Below are 16,154 nucleotides of genomic sequence, written 5' to 3'. Positions count from 1 at the left end.
TTCATTTTAAAACATACTGAATTTAACAGCCAAAAACCATGAACCAAAAACTGTATTTATTCTTTGTTTTTATAAGCCTCAAAAGTTTTTCTCAAATCCAAAATTCAAAAACACGAGACAGCATTAAAAAAGAAGAACTAAATGAAATTGTGATTACAGCTTCTCGTCGTTCTGAAAAATTAATGCATTCTCCCATCAGTATCGAGCAATTAAAATCGGCGGAAGCCAAAATAATGGGGTCGCCAAGTATTTATGAAGCGCTAGAAAATGTAAAAGGCGTCCAGATTATTACACCAAGTTTAGGATTTAAAGTCATAAACACTCGTGGATTTGCCAACTCTACCAACGTACGATTTGCACAATTGGTTGATGGAATCGATAATCAGGCGCCACATTTGGGCGCTCCAATTGCAAATGCCTTAGGCGCAAATGATCTTGATATTGATAAAATTGAAATTATTCCGGGAACAGCCGCCGCTTTGTACGGAATGAATGCTATTAACGGCTTAGCCAATATTCAGACCAAAAATCCTTTTGAATATCAGGGAATCGCGATTCAACAATTGACCGGAGTAAATCATGTTGGCAATATTGATCGGTTTTCACCGAAAGTATATTCGCAGTTTAATTTGAGATTAGCTAAAGCTTTCAATGAAAAATGGGCGTTTAAAATCAATGCATCAACTACAGGCGGAACAGACTGGGTTGCGGATGACAGAACCGATTTGGCTCCAAATGCCAATGCTTCAACTGGTTTGTTTGGCGCAGATAATCCCGCTTATGACGAAGTAAACGGTTACGGGAACGAATCGGCAAATCGAAAAACATTAAACTTAAATGGCAAAAATTATGTTGTTGCTAGAACAGGTTATCGAGAAACCGACATTTCTGACTACGAAATTAAAAATTACAAAGCCGATTTTGGGTTGTATTTTCGTCCGAAAAAAGATCACGAACTTTCCCTGACTTATAAAACTGCTCTTATCAATACGATTTATCAGCGCTCGAATAGATTTCGATTAGATAACTATACTTTAAATCAATTTTCTTCAGATTATCATACTCCAATCTTTCAGGTAAAAGCTTATGCAACAACCGAAAACACTGGCGATTCATACAACATGCGTTCGTTGGCAGAAAATATGGATCGCGCTTATAAATCTGATGATAAATGGTTTGCCGATTACAGCACCGCTTATAAAAATGCTGTTGCAGGCGGAGCAAGCGTTGCCGACGCGCACAGAATTGCCAGAACACAATCTGATGCAGGAAGATTTCTGCCTGGAACTGAAGCTTACGAAGAGAAGAAAAAGGAATTAATCGACATCAACAATTGGGATATTGGTGCGGCTTTGCGAGTAAAATCGACTTTGGTTCATGGCGAAGGATTGATTAATTGGGACAAAGCTTTTGTTTCATTTTTCGAAAAAATTGATGCGAAACTTTTGAGCGGTGTCGATTACAGAAATTACATTATTGTTCCTGATGGAAATTATTTCATCAATCCAGTTCATGCTGACGAAAATCTGACGTATCAAAAAACTGGCGCTTTTACACAAGTGACAAAAGATTTTTTCTCAGACAAATTACGTTTGGGTGCAACTGTCAGAATGGATAAAGCTGATTATTTTGATGCAAAATTTACGCCTCAGTTCACAGCTGTTTATTCTCCAAAAGAAACCAGCAATTTTAGAGCTTCTTACCAAAACGGCTATCGATTCCCGAGTATTTTTGAAGGATTTTCGAATGTAAATTCAGGCGGTGTAAAACGTGTTGGCGGATTACGAATTATGTCTGATGGAATTTTTGAAAACTCCTATACAAAAGCTTCAATTGATAAATTTCAAGCGCAAGTAAATACCGATGTGAATACAAATGGATTAACTCAAGCACAGGCCATCGAAAAAAACAAAAATACGATTCAGAAAAATCCGTACACGTATTTAGAACCTGAATTTGTAAAATCTTTTGAAGTTGGTTTTAGAGGAATCACTTTAAACAAAAGTCTTTTTATCGATGCCGATTTCTATTATAACTCTTATAAAAATTTCATCGCACAAGTTGAAGCCAGTATTCCGAATACTACAGATCCAAATTTGATTCCGACTGCTTTATATTCTAAAAACACTCAAAGTCGCTACAGACTTTGGACCAATTCTAAAAGTAAAATATACAATTACGGAGGAAGCTTAGGTTTGAAATACTGTTTTGATAATACTTTTAGTGCTTTGACAAATTTAACTTATACCAAATTGGACAGAACTGATGATAAAGATGGTTTGGAAGATGGTTTCAATACTCCAGAATTTAATGTGAATGGAACTCTAATTGCTCAAAATATCTGGAAAAGTCTAGGTGCGAGTGTTACGGCACGTTATCAAAACAACTTCGATTATGTTTCTTTCTTGGTCAGCGGAACTGTTCCTGCATATTGGTCAATGGATGCGCAGGTAAATTATGCTTTCAAAAAAGGCATTTCAGCAAAATTAGGAGGAACCAATATTCTGAATAAACCTTATACTTCAATTCTCGGCGGACCATCAATTGGCGGATTGTATTATTTGTCATTAATTTGGGAAACCAGTAAAATTTAAACTATAAATTCTATGAAAACTAAAAATTACATTCTCGTTCTTTTAATTGCATTTTCATGCTCTATGTGCAATTCTTCAAAAAAAGAAGAAAAAAATTCAACTGAAAAAACTTCTGAAACTAAAAAACACGAACACGCAACTCTTTCTTCTGAAGACAGTTTAAAGCTAGCCAATCATACCATTGAAGTAAAAGGCGATGTTGAGTTTCCTCTACAATTAACTGTTGATTCATTAAAAAAAATGAAAGTTGCAACAATTGATAATTTCAAAATTTTAGGTAAAAATGGAGAAGTAAAACGAGAAGTAAAAACCTGCAGAGGCGTTTTACTGAGAGACATTTTAGAAAAGGCCAAAATCAAACAGGAAGATCATAAAGACCGAAATTTCTATATTGTAGAAAGAGCTTCAGATAATTACAAAGCAACTTATTCATGGGCAGAACTTTTCAATAACCCTACGGGAGATAATGCCTATATTCTTTTTGAAGAAAATGGAAAACCAATTAAAAATGGAGAGATGATTGCAATTTGCAAAAATGATGTTCGAACTGGACCTCGACATGTTTATTGGCTAAAAAGTATTGAAGTTTATAAGGTTAAGTAAAGGTTCTGAGGTACTAAGATGCTAAGGTTCTAAGTTTTTTTTGCCACAGATTAAAAGGATTTATACAGATTTAAAAAAATCATTTTAATCCTTTTAATCTGTGGCTATACTTTTTATTTGCGAACCTTGCGAAAAGCTTTGCGTACTTTGCGGTTAAATAAAAACTTTGATTCAAGATTTAAATCGTACTTTTAAGTATAAAAGTTTGTTATTAACTTTAAATAAAGAAATTCTTTATTATTTTTACCACATAATTTAAGCAAACTATGAGTTCTAACTTTGATAAATTTCAAAAACGCAGGTTAATTTCCTCTTATTTTTCGGTAGTTTTAAGTGTATTCTTGGTATTATTCCTTTTGGGAGTACTAGGATTATTCATTATTAATTCGAAACAGTTGGCAGATGATTTTAAAGAAAAAATCGCCATGACCGTTTTCTTCAAAAATGAAGCGAATGATAGTATTATCAAAGCATTTAACACCGAACTTAAAAGAGCGCCTTTTGCTAAATCTTTTGTTTATGTATCGAAAGAAAAAGCGGCAAAAGAACATACTGATATTATCGGAGAAGACTTTTTAACCTTTTTGGGAGAAAATCCATTATTGAATTCATACGACATTCACTTAAAAGCAGATTATGTAGAAAGAGACAGCATCGTTAAGATTGAAAGCAACTTTCGCAAAAATGCTATGATTTCAGATATTGTTTACGACAAACAATTGGTAAATCTTGTAAATGACAACATCAGAAAAGTAAGTATGTGGATTTTGATTATTAGTGGTTTCTTGACAGTAATTGCAGTTTTATTAATCAATAGTTCATTGCGTTTGTCTATACATTCAAATCGTTTTATTATCAAAACTATGCAGATGGTTGGAGCTACAAAAGCGTTTATCCGTAAGCCATTTGTAATGCGAAGTGTAAAACTTGGAATGCTTGGCGCTGGTTTAGCCATAATTGCTTTAATCGCGCTTTTATTATATGTAGACACTAATTTCCCTGGTTTAGGAATTCTAGAAGACAAAGCTTTAACTGGTTTAGTTTTAGTTGCTGTTTTCGGATTAGGGGTTCTAATTACTTGGGTAAGCACACATTTCGCAACACAGCGTTTCTTGAATTTAAGAACTGACGATCTTTACTAATTTTAGATTGCAGATTTTAGATTGCAGATTTTAGATTTAAAAAAAATGCCTTCAACTTCGATCAGGCTGACAAACATATAAAGATGAAAAACAACAATAATAAAGAAGAACAACAAATTCAAAAACAGGAATTCCTTTTTGACAGCATCAATTATAAAATTTTATTAATTGGTATTGCTGTAATTGCGCTAGGATTTATTTTAATGTCTGGCGGAGGAAGTAAAGATCCAAATGTTTTTAACGAAGACATTTTTAACTTCAGACGTATTCGTTTAGCACCGACAACTGTTTTAATCGGTTTTGGAATCACGATTTATTCTATATTCAAAAAATCAAAATAGACTTTTTTAGACAACTTAGACTTCTTAGATCTTTAGATTATTAAATTAATCTCTTTAAATCTAAGAAGTCTAAGCTGTCTAAAAATCTAATAATCTAAATTAAATGAATACACTACAAGCTATTGTTCTTGCCATTATTGAAGGAATTACAGAGTTTTTGCCTGTTTCTTCTACAGGACACATGATTATTGCTTCTTCTTTTTTTGGAATCGCGCATGACGATTTCACTAAACTTTTCACCATTGTAATTCAGCTTGGCGCAATACTTTCGGTTGTAATTTTATACTTCAAACGTTTCTTTCAAACTTTTGATTTTTACTTTAAACTTCTTGTTGCTTTTATTCCAGCGGTAGTTTTAGGCTTATTATTAAGCGATTTTATTGATGGTTTATTAGAAAACCCCGTTACCGTTGCTATTTCGCTTTTAATCGGAGGAATTATTTTATTAAAAGTAGATGAATGGTTTAACAATCCAAATACAGCTGAAACTTCTCAAGAAATCAGTTATTTACAAGCTTTCAAAATTGGATTATTTCAATGTATTGCTATGATTCCTGGAGTTTCTCGAAGCGGAGCCAGTATCGTTGGGGGAATGTCTCAAAAATTATCAAGAACTACAGCCGCAGAATTTTCATTTTTCTTAGCCGTTCCAACAATGTTGGGAGCAACTGCAAAAAAATGCTATGATTATTACAAAGATGGTTTTGAATTATCTCATGATCAAGTAAACATGTTGGTTATTGGGAATATTGTTGCTTTTGCTGTTGCATTATTGGCAATTAAAACTTTCATCGGTTTTTTGACTAAAAACGGATTCAAAGTTTTTGGTTATTACCGAATCATTGCCGGAATCATTTTATTATTGATTCACTTTTTTATTCATCCGCTTACCATCATATAATGACTACTGAAGAATATTTAGAAGGACAGGTTTTATTGATAGACAAACCTTTAAAATGGAGTTCATTTCAAGCTGTCAACAAATTAAAGTATCTTTTAATTAATAAAGTTGGACTTCCGAAAAAATTTAAAATTGGCCACGCAGGAACTTTAGATCCTTTGGCAACGGGACTTTTATTGATCTGCACTGGGAAATTCACCAAAAGAATTTCAGAACTTCAAGGTCAGGCAAAAGAATATACGGGAACTTTTTATATTGGAGCCACTACTCCATCGTATGATTTAGAAACCGAAATCGATCAGACTTTTCCAACCGAACATATTAATGAAGCTTTAATTCATGAAACGGTAAAACAATTTTTAGGCGAAATCGACCAGAAACCGCCTATTTTTTCTGCTATTAAAAAAGATGGTGTTCGTTTGTATGAACATGCTCGCGCAGGAGAATCTATTGAAATTGCTAGCAGAAAAACTACTATTCACGAATTTGAAATCACTAGAATTGCATTACCAGAAATAGATTTTAGAGTAGTTTGTTCTAAAGGAACGTACATTCGTTCTTTGGCTTACGATTTTGGGAAAGCCATGAATTCTGGTTCGCATTTAACTGTTTTACGCCGAACTAAAATTGGTGAATACGATGTAAAAAATGCGATTGATATTACTTTGTTTGAAGAAGAACTCCTGAAAAAATAAAACCTTGTATGAAGAGAATTTTACTGACTATTGCATTTATAACCTTTTTTAATTCATTTATACATAGTCAGGCAACTAAATTCACATACGCACAATTTGATTTTGCTGTTTCTATAACTGGAAATCCTAATAACACAAACGATTCATATTCAGGCTCAGAATCAACATCCTCAAATGCTTTTCTTGTCCCAAATGGTTTAGGTTCAAAACTTGGGTATGGAGTTCATTATAAAAAATGGCTAACATTCGGTATTCACAGTGGTATTGACTGGAAATGGGATGACAAACTGGTTGCTGTTCCGGTGTTTTTAAATCTTGGTTTAAGTCCAAAAGTAGGGCCAGAAACGAGAATCATGCTACAGGTTGGTTACGGAAAAGGATTTGCCATAGGACGTGGCAATTTGAACGGAGAATACAAAAAAATAAAACTCGGAATTGGCTCAGACGATTTTATTCTTTTTGCAGAAATCTGTGATTATGATTTTCCACTTCACAATGCAAAAAGCATTGGTATGATTTCTTTTGGAATAACTCTTCAGGATTTCTTTTATTACTCATCATCAGAAACAGACTAAATATTTGATGTAAAAAAAAAAGCACATTACTTATCTGAAAGTAATGTGCCAAGCTCCTAAAAATAAGTAATTTTATTCCATACTTATATCAGTTAATAGTGAGGCACATTCTTCCCTCCAAATAAAAATGTAGAAAAGAAATCATAAAATCTTTCGAATAACTTTTTCATAATAGTGTACTTTTTAATTGTTGAACATTAAATAAAACACCAATAAAAAGAGTAAATCTGAAAGCTATAATAGATGTGGGATTAGTTTTACTAAGTTACAAAATTTAAAACAGGATAAAAAGACTTTAAGACAATTTTATCAACCAATTAACCTGTTTATCAACATATTAAACAAAACCTACAAACGGTTATATTTAATATTCTCCATAATTTCGACTAATTCTTCTTGTGTTGAGATTCCTTTGTCTGCCAAATACCATAATTGCAGATCGGTTTTTATTTTTTCATCAATAGCGCCCACTTCTCTTTTATGTTTTGCCATTAATTCAGTTGCTCCTTTTGGCCTTGGTCCCCAATCGGCACGTACAATTCCGGCTTCTTTGCAAATAATAATCACTTTTGGAATTGCTCTTCCACCATTGGTAAGATAATGACGCATCAAATCATCGTTTTCATCACGAAATGCGATTCTAAGATCTATTCTTTTATTAGAAACCAAAGCCATTTTATTTAAAATTGGAAGAATTTGAGCTGCATCTCCGCACCAGCCTTCAGAAAGCACTAGCCAGATATAGTGATTGTCTAAGTTTTGAAGTTTTTCTGCAATAGCATCAGAAACTGTTATCGTTTTTTCCAGCCTATTCATTCTGGCTTCGTTCAATTTGGTGTAATTGGTCAAACTTTCAGATTGTTCGTTTCCTGTTGATTTTCCTTCAATCAATAAATCGGTTACTATTTTTCTATATTCAGCATAAGAATGACTATTGAATAATGCTTTGGCTACGACGCTTTTCATATTTGTTTCATTTTTAGGATACAATAAAAATACAAATTTTAAGAAGACGGAGAAAATGACATTTGTCACATTTCAAATTAAATAACTGCGAAGCCTTTGTATACTTAAAATTGCAACGCGAATTAATTTTTTGCAAACATTATTTTTAAAAATCAGAATATGTCTATATTTGCACAAATTAACGCAACACACACATGAAATATAAAAGAATTCTTCTTAAACTTAGCGGCGAGGCCTTAATGGGTGATTTACAATACGGTATTGACCCGAAAAGATTAGGCGAATATGCAGATGAAATCAAGCAGATTCACGACAAAGGAGTAGAAATTGCTATTGTTATTGGAGGAGGAAATATTTTTAGAGGCGTTGCCGGAGCAAGCTCAGGAATGGACAGAGTGCAAGGAGATTATATGGGAATGCTTGCAACTGTTATTAACGGAATGGCTTTGCAGGGCGCTCTTGAAGATAAAGGAATGAAAACGCGTCTACAAACGGCTTTGAAAATGGAATCTATTGCAGAACCATACATTAAAAGAAGAGCTGACCGCCACCTTGAAAAAGGTAGAATCGTAATTTTTGGTGCTGGAACTGGAAATCCATATTTTACAACCGATACAGCAGCTGTTTTAAGAGGTATTGAAATTAATGCTGATGTTATCTTAAAAGGAACTCGCGTTGATGGTGTTTATGACTCTGATCCAGAAAAAAATGCTTCTGCTGTAAAATTTGATTTTATCTCATTTGACGACGTACTTAAAAAAGGATTAAATGTAATGGACACTACCGCATTTACCTTAAGCCAAGAAAACAAATTGCCAATCGTTGTTTTTGATATGAATAAAATCGGAAACCTTTTGAAAATCTGCGAAGGCGAAAACATCGGAACTGTAGTAAATATATAGTCATCAGTAACAGTTTTACAGTCGCGCAAGACTATAACTGAAAACTGAGAATGAAAACTGAAAACTAAAGAAAAAATGACTGAAGAAATAGACTTTATTTTAGAAAGTACTGAGGAATCAATGAATGGTACTATTGCACACTTAGAGAAAGAATTTCTTAATATTCGTGCAGGAAAAGCTTCTCCAGCTATGCTTGGAGGTGTTTTTGTAGATTATTACGGATCTGCAACTCCGCTTTCTCAAGTATCTAAAATTAGTGTTCCAGATGCTAGAACAATTACATTGCAGCCATTTGAAAAAAATATGCTGCAAGCAATTGAAAAAGCAATCTTAATCGCTAACATTGGTTTTAACCCAATGAATAATGGAGATATGGTAATCATTAGCGTACCACCATTAACAGAAGAGCGTCGTCGCGATTTAGCTAAACAAGCAAAATCTGAAGCTGAAGATGCTAAAATTGGTATTCGTAATTCTCGTAAAGATGCTAATACTGATATCAAAAAATTAGAAAAAGAAGGAACTTCAGAAGACATCTGTAAATCGGCAGAAGAAGAAGTTCAGAACTTAACAAATGCTTACATTAAAAAAATTGATGAGTTATTGGCTGCAAAAGAAGCCGAAATCATGAAAGTATAAGTAAGATTTGGTTATAAAATAAAAATCCGTTTGGTTTATTGTACCAGACGGATTTTTTTATTGCTATTTTTGCATACGAAAATTAATTTCTTTTCGTTTTTGAAACTATATCATTCTGTATGAAGCTATTTTGTTTTTTGACTTTGTTTTTTACGCTTACCCTTCAGGCGCAAATTCAAATAAACGGAATCGTAACCGATTCAAACAACAAACCCCTTCCGTTTGCTACCATTACCACTTCAGAAAACAATAACACCATTACAGATGTTGACGGTAAGTTTATTTTCAAAATTAGCAACTCTGCCACATCGCTTACTGTTTCTTATATAGGTTTTAGGTCAAAAACCATTGCTTTAATCAACAGCAAAACTTTTTATTCAATCTCACTTTTACAACAAACTGACGATTTAAAAGAAGTTGTTGTTTCTAATGAAAATCCTGCTCTAACTATTATCAAAAAAGTTATTGCCAGTAAAGCAACAAACGATCCTCAGAAAAAACTCAATAATTTTGAATATAAAACCTATAACAAACTTATTGTAACCGCAAATCCAGATTCGATTGACGGCCGTATTGATACTTCGGCTGCGTATAAAGATTTAAATAAAAAAATCATCAATATCGATTCTTCCGATTATAAGTTTAAAGAAATTGTAAGCAAGCAGCATTTGTTTCAGACAGAGAAAGTTTCTCAATATCAATTCGGAAATAACAAATTGAAGGAAACTGTTCTAGGAACAAAAATAGCTGGTTTCAAACAGCCTATTTATGAAGTTCTGGCTTTCAACCTTCAATCTATTTCAATTTACGATTCGAAATACGAATTATTTGAAACTAAATACGAAAATCCGATTTCGAAAAATGCTCCTTCAAGCTACAATTACAAACTCTTAGATACTGTTAGTATTCGAGGCCGCGATACGTACATGATTTATTTCAAAAACAAATCAAAACACAGAGCTTCAGGATTAGAAGGAGTTTTATATATTGATAAAGAGAATTACGCTGTCGCGAAAGCGGTAATGCGCGTTAAAGGCGTTTTGGATATTAGTGGTATTCATGAATTTGAATATATTCCGAAAGAGAAAATCTGGTTTCAGAGCAATACCACTTTTAAAATCGTAAAAGGAAAAAATGATGACGACATTCGAATTTTAGGTGGTACGATTCAATTTGACGGAGATGTTGAAGAGAATTTAGAGCGCAGAAAAAAAGTGGCTTCCGATTTTACTTATCTGCTTTCAGAAAGTAATAGTTTTGATATTCGCGTGAATACCGACGCTCCGATAAAAAATCCTTCTCTTTACATCGAAATTAAAGACGATGCAGCCAAAAAGCCCGAAAGCTTTTGGGAAGCATACCGAAAAGAAAATCTCGACTTAAAAAGCCAGAAAACGTATTTGTTACTTGACAGTCTTTCTGTTCGAAATAGAATTGAAAAACGTTTAGGAATTGGTCGAAAAATTATTAACGGCTTCTATCCTATTGGCCCTGTCGATTTAGACCTAAAAAAAATCATAAGCTATAACAATTACGAAGGTTTTCGTCTAGGTATTGGAGGCGTTACAAATGATCGTTTGTCTAAATTCTTCCGCCTTGAAGGCTATGGAGCTTACGGAACGAAAGATGGTGTTTTTAAATATAGCGTCGGCGGGGGCGTATTGCTAGACAAACATACCAACACTTGGTTTAATGGTTATTATGCCGACGATGTTCGAGAGATAGCGAGTACTGTTTTTAGCGTTGATAAACGCATTTTTAAAATTTACGATCCGCGACCAATCAACATCAGTACTTTTTACGAATATGTGGGATGGCGTGCCAATGTTCAAACCAAATTTATTCCGAAAACCGAGGCTGTTTTAGAACTTTCGCGAAATTATATCGAGCCGAAATTTGATTATCTGTATAATCTAAACGGAAAACTGTATTCTAATTATATTATGACCACAGCAATGCTTTCTATTGTCTGGGCGCCTTTTAGTAGTTATATGCAGACTCCGACAGGAAGAAATGAAAGCGATAAAAAATTTCCGAGATTTACTTTTCAGTATACCCAATCTCTACCGAATGTTTTTGAAAATGATTTTACTTTTAGCAAAATAGATTTTAAAGCTGAATACGAAAAACAATACTTAAACCGCCAGAAAACAGGTTTGCTTTTACAAGCTGGTTTGGCAATGGGAGACGTTCCTATTACGCATTTGTACAACACTGCACCGAATAACTTAACAAAAGAAACAGTTGTTCAACGTATCACTTTTGCAGGACGAAATGCTTTTGAAACCATGTATTTTAATGAATTCTTTTCAAGCCAATATCTGATGTTTCAAATTAAACATGGTTTTGACCGACTTACACTTTTTAGAAAAGTAAGACCATCTTTAGTTTTAGTTACAAGAATGGCTTGGGGAAGCATGGAAAAACCAGAACAGCATGTTGGTCCAACTTACAAAACTCTAGACAAAGGTTATTTTGAATCAGGAATCGAATTGAACAAAATCTTTAAAGGTTTTGGTTTAGGCGGATTCTATAGATACGGTCCAAATCAGTTGTTGAGATTTGAAGATAATATTGCGGTTAAGATTTCTTATGTTCTTGATCTTGGGCTCTAATTTTTAAAGTCATTTTTTCGCCACGAATTCACAAATTTATGTACATAACCTTTGCGAAAATTTTACGACTGAATTTCACGAATTTCAGCTAGTAATTTGTGCAATTTATCGACAAGTCCAACGTAAAGAAATTCATTAAAATTCGTGAATTCGTGGCTAAAAAAAATCCCAAACCCCAATAAGTAAAATTGGAATTTGGGATTTTAAAATTTTGGAGTTTCAAAAAATTTACGGTTTCAGAATCAAAACTGATGGAGAATTATTTAGCCAAATACTTTGAGATTCTATTAGTTTTTTCCAGCTTTCCAGACTGATAATCATCAAATCTTGGCTTTCTAAAAACTCTTTTTTCAAGGTTCTGTCATTCATAATCATGATGTGATTTGGGGCAATCTGTTCAATGGAACGAATGGTTTCTTGAATTTCTCTAGTATTTTTCACTTCTCCACCAGCATCTAAAACTGTAATTTGAGAACCGTTATTATTGATTAATTTTTTAGCATATTCAATCAAAAAGGAATCTTCTTTACTAAAAACAGGCATCAAAACCTGATTCACTTCTTCTAGGTCTTTGTCAATAAAAATTCCGACCGGCATCTTAGACTTTGCAATAATATGACGTGTTCTTTCATCAAAAGGAGAATTTTCAAATAATCCTTCTTTTCCTGTAAACTTATCAATCAAACGATCTGGGTTTACGATTCGAGTAGTAAAGCCAAGTATTTTCCCAAGTAAAGTTCCGTCAAAAATAGATTGTCCTAAACCAACCAGCAATAAATCATATTCGCCTTGATTAGCCGTATCAATAATATCTGAATCAATATCATTAGAAACTTTAAACAAACTCACCACATTCTGATTCAGACGATTTGATTCTTCGATAATCGGAACCAGCATTTTGCGTTCGTGTTCTTTAACATCAAAAGAATGCACTTCGGTACTTAAAGACACATGCATCGCTGCCACAACAGAATTATCTCCTTGTTTTTTAACCAAACTATTAGCAATCTGAAGCAGTTTTTTACCTCTTTCTGGAGTAGCAAATGAAAGCAAGATTTTATATTTACTCTTAGTTCCAATTTCTTCTGGAACAGCTGTAACTTTATCTTTAAAAATAAATTCGATAAGATCTAATGCTGGACCAGTCATAAAAGTAGTCAGCAACGCCATAATTACCATCATAGTAAAAATTTCTGCAGACAACACGCCAAGGTCGTAACCGATATTTAAAACTACCAGTTCCATTAAACCTCTTGTATTCATCAAGGCACCAATTGCTAAACTGTCTTTCCAGTTTTGTCCCATGAATTTTGCCGCCAAAGCACTTCCGAAGAATTTACCAACTACAGCAACCAAAATAATTAAACCTGTAATTTTCCATAATTCAGGATCGTTCAATAATCCAATTTGCGTACGCAAACCTGTAAACACAAAAAACAAAGGCAATAAAACAATGATTGAAACATCTTCTACTTTCTCAATAAATATGTTTCTGAATTTATTGTTTTCTGGCATAATTGCTCCAGCTAAGAAAGCACCAAACAAAGCATGGATTCCGATTAATTCTGAAGCATAAGCAGAAATTAAAAGTGTAATAAAGAAAATGGCAACAACTGGTTTATTCAAACTTTCACGTGTTGCATTTAAATCTCCTACTCTTTTTAAGAACGGACGAACAATTTTTAGCATGATGATCACATACAAAATCGCCATTCCGATTACATATAATGAACTTGAAAGCGAACCTGCTTTTACAATTGCAATAACAACCGCCAAAATACACCAAGCTGTAATATCATCTGCAGCCGCACAAGTAATGGCAATGGTTCCTAATTTTGTTTTCTGCATGCCGCGTTCTTGGACAATTCTAGCCAAAACAGGAAAAGCCGTAATACTCATCGCGATACCCATAAACAATCCGAAAGATGAAAATTCGACTCCCTGAGGCGCAAAAGTTTCATATATAAAATAGGCCAATGACAATCCTAAAGCAAACGGAATAACAATACTAGCGTGACTGATAACAACAGCATCGTGTGCTTTATTTTTCAAGACTTTCAGATCCAATTCCATTCCAATAACAAACATGAAAAGAATTAAACCGATTTGGCTTAAAAACTGTAGATTACCTAAAGACTCTTTTGGAAATAAAGCTGCCGAAAACTCCGGAAAATACATTCCGACCAAAGATGGCCCTAAAACAATTCCGGCAATCATTTCGCCAATTACAGAAGGTTGTCCGATTTTTCTAAAAAACCAGCCAAACAAACGTGCTACTAAAATTATAGTAATGATTTGTGCCAATAAGATGGCCAAAGGATGCTGCAAATTATCGACCATCGAATGCAGAAAGTCTTTCCAATGGTTACTTTCAACACTTTTCTTTACAATATGACGTCCTGCTTCTAATGAGACGCCTTTTGAAATTACCCAATATATTAGGGCGGTAAAACCACCAATAATTGTTACGTAGAATAGAGAGTTCTTAATCTTATTCATAACTCGTTCTTTAAATTTATTGCAGCAAATATCAGAACTGAGTTTTAAGTGAAAAAGCAAATTTCCTGCTAATTTTCAATGTATGTAACAAGTCGGAAAAACTTTGTAATAAGTTATAATTTTACTTTTTTCAAAAAATCAGAACGATAGGTTTCGCTTAAAATTAAGGCTGTATTTTTATTGTTTTCTTCTAAATGATGAAGCACAATTTCATTATGATTGAAGAATTTGATGGCTTTTACAGCTACAATTTCTTTTTTATTAATTCGACAGAAATCGGCATCTGGCAATTCATTTAAAAGCGTATCGAATTTTACATTTTTCAAATTCAAAAAACTTCCGTCAGCAAGCAGAACCGTTTTGTCTCGGCTATCGCTCAAAGCGGTTTTTATATATTGAATTTTATTAAAATACAGCAGCGTTTTTCCTTTGTCCGTATTAAGCTGAATAAACTTCTTTGAATTATCTGATTTATCGAAACGTTCCAGCGCTTTTGAAACTGCTTTTTGAAGCCGTTCTAATTTCACAGGTTTGGTGATATAATCTACAGCATCAATATTAAAAGCATCGGCAGCATATTCTTTATACGCGGTACAAAAAATCACCAATTTATGATCTAGCAGTTCAGCCAAATGCAGACCATCCATTCCTGGCATTTCGATATCAGAAATCAAGAGATCAAAGTCCAGTTCTGGAATATCAGATAATAGTTTTTGCGGATTATTAAATGTTTTTACAATTTCCAATTCTGGAATTTGCTCGCAAAGCATTTTCAAATAAGTCAATCCTGGAATCTCATCGTCCAGAAGCAAGCATTTCAGTTTTGTATTCAAGTAAATCTATTTTTAGATGAGCAATGTAGACATCATTTTCTACAAACTTATCGAGTTTGAAATTATTCTTATAAATAATGCGAAGGCGGTGTTCGAGAGTCGCATGGCCAAAACCACTTCGTTCTTTTTTCAGTACTTTTTTATCGGAGATTTTATTGGAAACCGTCATAAAAAAAGCATTGTTTTTAAATTCAAAAACCACCGAAATAAAAGCATCTGCACTTTGAAGATCGGCGTGTTTGAAAGCATTTTCAATTAAATCAATCGAAATTAAAGGCGCCAACAAAGGCTGATCGTACAATTTATCTTCCTCATTAATGTTGGTTTTAACCTTAAGCTCAAAAAGCGGACTGATTTTAATTTTATTAATTTCGATTAAATTCAAAGCAAAATCAATTTCCTCTTTAGCCGTCACAAACTTCTTTTTGCTTTCGTATAAAATATAATCCAAGACATTGGCCAGTTTATCTAGAGCAAAATAAGTCTGATATGCATGCGACTGAATCGAATTCAGTATATTTTTAAACAAATGCGGATTCAGTTTCGATTCTAAATTTTCCAATTGCAAATCGTTCACCTTTACTTCCAATGCATAAAAACTTTTTTCGGCATCTTCTTTTGCTTTTTTGGCCTGCATTAATTGATAGACCATAAAACAAATAATGACGATCAAAAGCAATAGAATTGCCAGAAAAATAAAAGTTGTTGTATTGTTTTGCTGCATTTGCTTCTTTTTATATTTATGACAAATTCAAGACTAAAATTACTGAATCTGCTCCAATCTGTTAAGGCATTGTGGGACCTTTTTCATTAGGAAAACTATCCGATTCAAATCTTCTCCAAATAGAA

General features: G+C 33.5%; 14 protein-coding genes. 10 read left to right on the top strand and 4 right to left on the bottom strand.

From position 1 onward, the window contains the following. The first annotated feature begins 38 nt into the window (after window positions 1-38). From LPB248_RS13330 to LPB248_RS13300, 7 genes are all read left to right on the top strand, one after another. Entirely contained in the window at window positions 39-2,594 is a 2,556-nt protein-coding gene (locus LPB248_RS13330; protein ID WP_177211877.1) for a TonB-dependent receptor, read from the top strand. Window positions 2,595-2,606: 12 nt separating this feature from the next. Next, window positions 2,607-3,197 (top strand): molybdopterin-dependent oxidoreductase, encoded by a 591-nt coding sequence (locus LPB248_RS13325; protein WP_177211876.1) that lies wholly within the window; start codon window positions 2,607-2,609, stop codon window positions 3,195-3,197. A 266-nt stretch (window positions 3,198-3,463) separates the two neighbouring features. Beyond that, on the top strand, window positions 3,464-4,339 hold the full coding sequence (locus LPB248_RS13320; RefSeq protein ID WP_177211875.1) for a cell division protein FtsX: 876 nt from the start codon (window positions 3,464-3,466) through the stop codon (window positions 4,337-4,339). A gap of 83 nt (window positions 4,340-4,422) precedes the next feature. Beyond that, window positions 4,423-4,680, top strand: a complete 258-nt coding sequence (locus LPB248_RS13315; protein ID WP_177211874.1) for a DUF3098 domain-containing protein — start codon at window positions 4,423-4,425, stop codon at window positions 4,678-4,680. A gap of 103 nt (window positions 4,681-4,783) precedes the next feature. Next, complete coding sequence (locus LPB248_RS13310) at window positions 4,784-5,581, top strand: undecaprenyl-diphosphate phosphatase (RefSeq protein WP_177211873.1); 798 nt, start codon at window positions 4,784-4,786, stop codon at window positions 5,579-5,581. Then, the gene (gene truB, locus LPB248_RS13305) at window positions 5,581-6,276 is read left to right on the top strand and encodes a tRNA pseudouridine(55) synthase TruB (protein ID WP_177211872.1); all 696 of its coding nucleotides are present in this window, start codon (window positions 5,581-5,583) and stop codon (window positions 6,274-6,276) included. Before LPB248_RS13310 ends, truB begins: the two co-directional genes overlap by 1 nt. Before the next feature lie 8 nt (window positions 6,277-6,284). Further along, window positions 6,285-6,851, top strand: a complete 567-nt coding sequence (locus LPB248_RS13300; RefSeq protein WP_177211871.1) for a hypothetical protein — start codon at window positions 6,285-6,287, stop codon at window positions 6,849-6,851. A 348-nt stretch (window positions 6,852-7,199) separates the two neighbouring features. Here the strand turns inward: LPB248_RS13300 and LPB248_RS13295 are convergent, their stop codons facing one another. Next, the gene (locus tag LPB248_RS13295; RefSeq protein WP_177211870.1) at window positions 7,200-7,817 is read right to left on the bottom strand and encodes a thioredoxin family protein; all 618 of its coding nucleotides are present in this window, start codon (window positions 7,815-7,817) and stop codon (window positions 7,200-7,202) included. A gap of 194 nt (window positions 7,818-8,011) precedes the next feature. On the opposite strand from LPB248_RS13295, the gene pyrH reads away from it, so the two are divergent. The 3 genes from pyrH to LPB248_RS13280 all read left to right on the top strand — a co-directional run bounded on the left by pyrH (window position 8,012) and on the right by LPB248_RS13280 (window position 11,973). Beyond that, window positions 8,012-8,719, top strand: a complete 708-nt coding sequence (gene pyrH, locus LPB248_RS13290) for a UMP kinase (protein WP_111425130.1) — start codon at window positions 8,012-8,014, stop codon at window positions 8,717-8,719. Between the two features lie 75 nt (window positions 8,720-8,794). After that, the gene (gene frr / locus LPB248_RS13285) at window positions 8,795-9,358 is read left to right on the top strand and encodes a ribosome recycling factor (RefSeq protein WP_111425131.1); all 564 of its coding nucleotides are present in this window, start codon (window positions 8,795-8,797) and stop codon (window positions 9,356-9,358) included. Window positions 9,359-9,477: 119 nt separating this feature from the next. Further along, window positions 9,478-11,973 (top strand): DUF5686 family protein, encoded by a 2,496-nt coding sequence (locus LPB248_RS13280; RefSeq protein WP_177211869.1) that lies wholly within the window; start codon window positions 9,478-9,480, stop codon window positions 11,971-11,973. Window positions 11,974-12,201: 228 nt separating this feature from the next. Here the strand turns inward: LPB248_RS13280 and LPB248_RS13275 are convergent, their stop codons facing one another. From LPB248_RS13275 to LPB248_RS13265, 3 genes are all read right to left on the bottom strand, one after another. Continuing rightward, window positions 12,202-14,472, bottom strand: coding sequence for a cation:proton antiporter (locus LPB248_RS13275; RefSeq protein ID WP_177211868.1), 2,271 nt, complete (start codon window positions 14,470-14,472; stop codon window positions 12,202-12,204). A 113-nt stretch (window positions 14,473-14,585) separates the two neighbouring features. After that, window positions 14,586-15,305 (bottom strand): LytR/AlgR family response regulator transcription factor, encoded by a 720-nt coding sequence (locus LPB248_RS13270; protein ID WP_177211867.1) that lies wholly within the window; start codon window positions 15,303-15,305, stop codon window positions 14,586-14,588. Further along, a complete protein-coding gene (locus tag LPB248_RS13265) occupies window positions 15,268-16,029 on the bottom strand; it encodes a sensor histidine kinase (RefSeq protein WP_177211866.1) in 762 nt (253 codons plus the stop codon). Before LPB248_RS13265 ends, LPB248_RS13270 begins: the two co-directional genes overlap by 38 nt. Between the last annotated feature and the right edge of the window lie 125 nt (window positions 16,030-16,154).

Origin of the sequence: Flavobacterium sp. LPB0248 (assembly GCF_013388355.1) — a bacterium.
Lineage (GTDB): Bacteria > Bacteroidota > Bacteroidia > Flavobacteriales > Flavobacteriaceae > Flavobacterium.
The sequence above is the reverse complement of the archived record's forward strand: the minus strand, read 5'-3'. Positions and strand labels throughout refer to the sequence as shown.

What these genes read in the sequence shown, in the direction of transcription:
- LPB248_RS13315 (WP_177211874.1), top strand. Translation starts at nt 4,423, where the DNA reads ATGAAAAACAACAATAATAAAGAAGAACAACAAATTCAAAAACAGGAA.
- LPB248_RS13330 (WP_177211877.1), top strand. Translation starts at nt 39, where the DNA reads ATGAACCAAAAACTGTATTTATTCTTTGTTTTTATAAGCCTCAAAAGT.
- LPB248_RS13300 (WP_177211871.1), top strand. Translation starts at nt 6,285, where the DNA reads ATGAAGAGAATTTTACTGACTATTGCATTTATAACCTTTTTTAATTCA.
- truB (WP_177211872.1), top strand. Translation starts at nt 5,581, where the DNA reads ATGACTACTGAAGAATATTTAGAAGGACAGGTTTTATTGATAGACAAA.
- LPB248_RS13275 (WP_177211868.1), bottom strand. Translation starts at nt 14,472, where the DNA reads ATGAATAAGATTAAGAACTCTCTATTCTACGTAACAATTATTGGTGGT.
- LPB248_RS13265 (WP_177211866.1), bottom strand. Translation starts at nt 16,029, where the DNA reads ATGCAGCAAAACAATACAACAACTTTTATTTTTCTGGCAATTCTATTG.
- LPB248_RS13310 (WP_177211873.1), top strand. Translation starts at nt 4,784, where the DNA reads ATGAATACACTACAAGCTATTGTTCTTGCCATTATTGAAGGAATTACA.
- pyrH (WP_111425130.1), top strand. Translation starts at nt 8,012, where the DNA reads ATGAAATATAAAAGAATTCTTCTTAAACTTAGCGGCGAGGCCTTAATG.
- LPB248_RS13325 (WP_177211876.1), top strand. Translation starts at nt 2,607, where the DNA reads ATGAAAACTAAAAATTACATTCTCGTTCTTTTAATTGCATTTTCATGC.
- LPB248_RS13295 (WP_177211870.1), bottom strand. Translation starts at nt 7,817, where the DNA reads ATGAAAAGCGTCGTAGCCAAAGCATTATTCAATAGTCATTCTTATGCT.
- LPB248_RS13320 (WP_177211875.1), top strand. Translation starts at nt 3,464, where the DNA reads ATGAGTTCTAACTTTGATAAATTTCAAAAACGCAGGTTAATTTCCTCT.
- LPB248_RS13280 (WP_177211869.1), top strand. Translation starts at nt 9,478, where the DNA reads ATGAAGCTATTTTGTTTTTTGACTTTGTTTTTTACGCTTACCCTTCAG.
- frr (WP_111425131.1), top strand. Translation starts at nt 8,795, where the DNA reads ATGACTGAAGAAATAGACTTTATTTTAGAAAGTACTGAGGAATCAATG.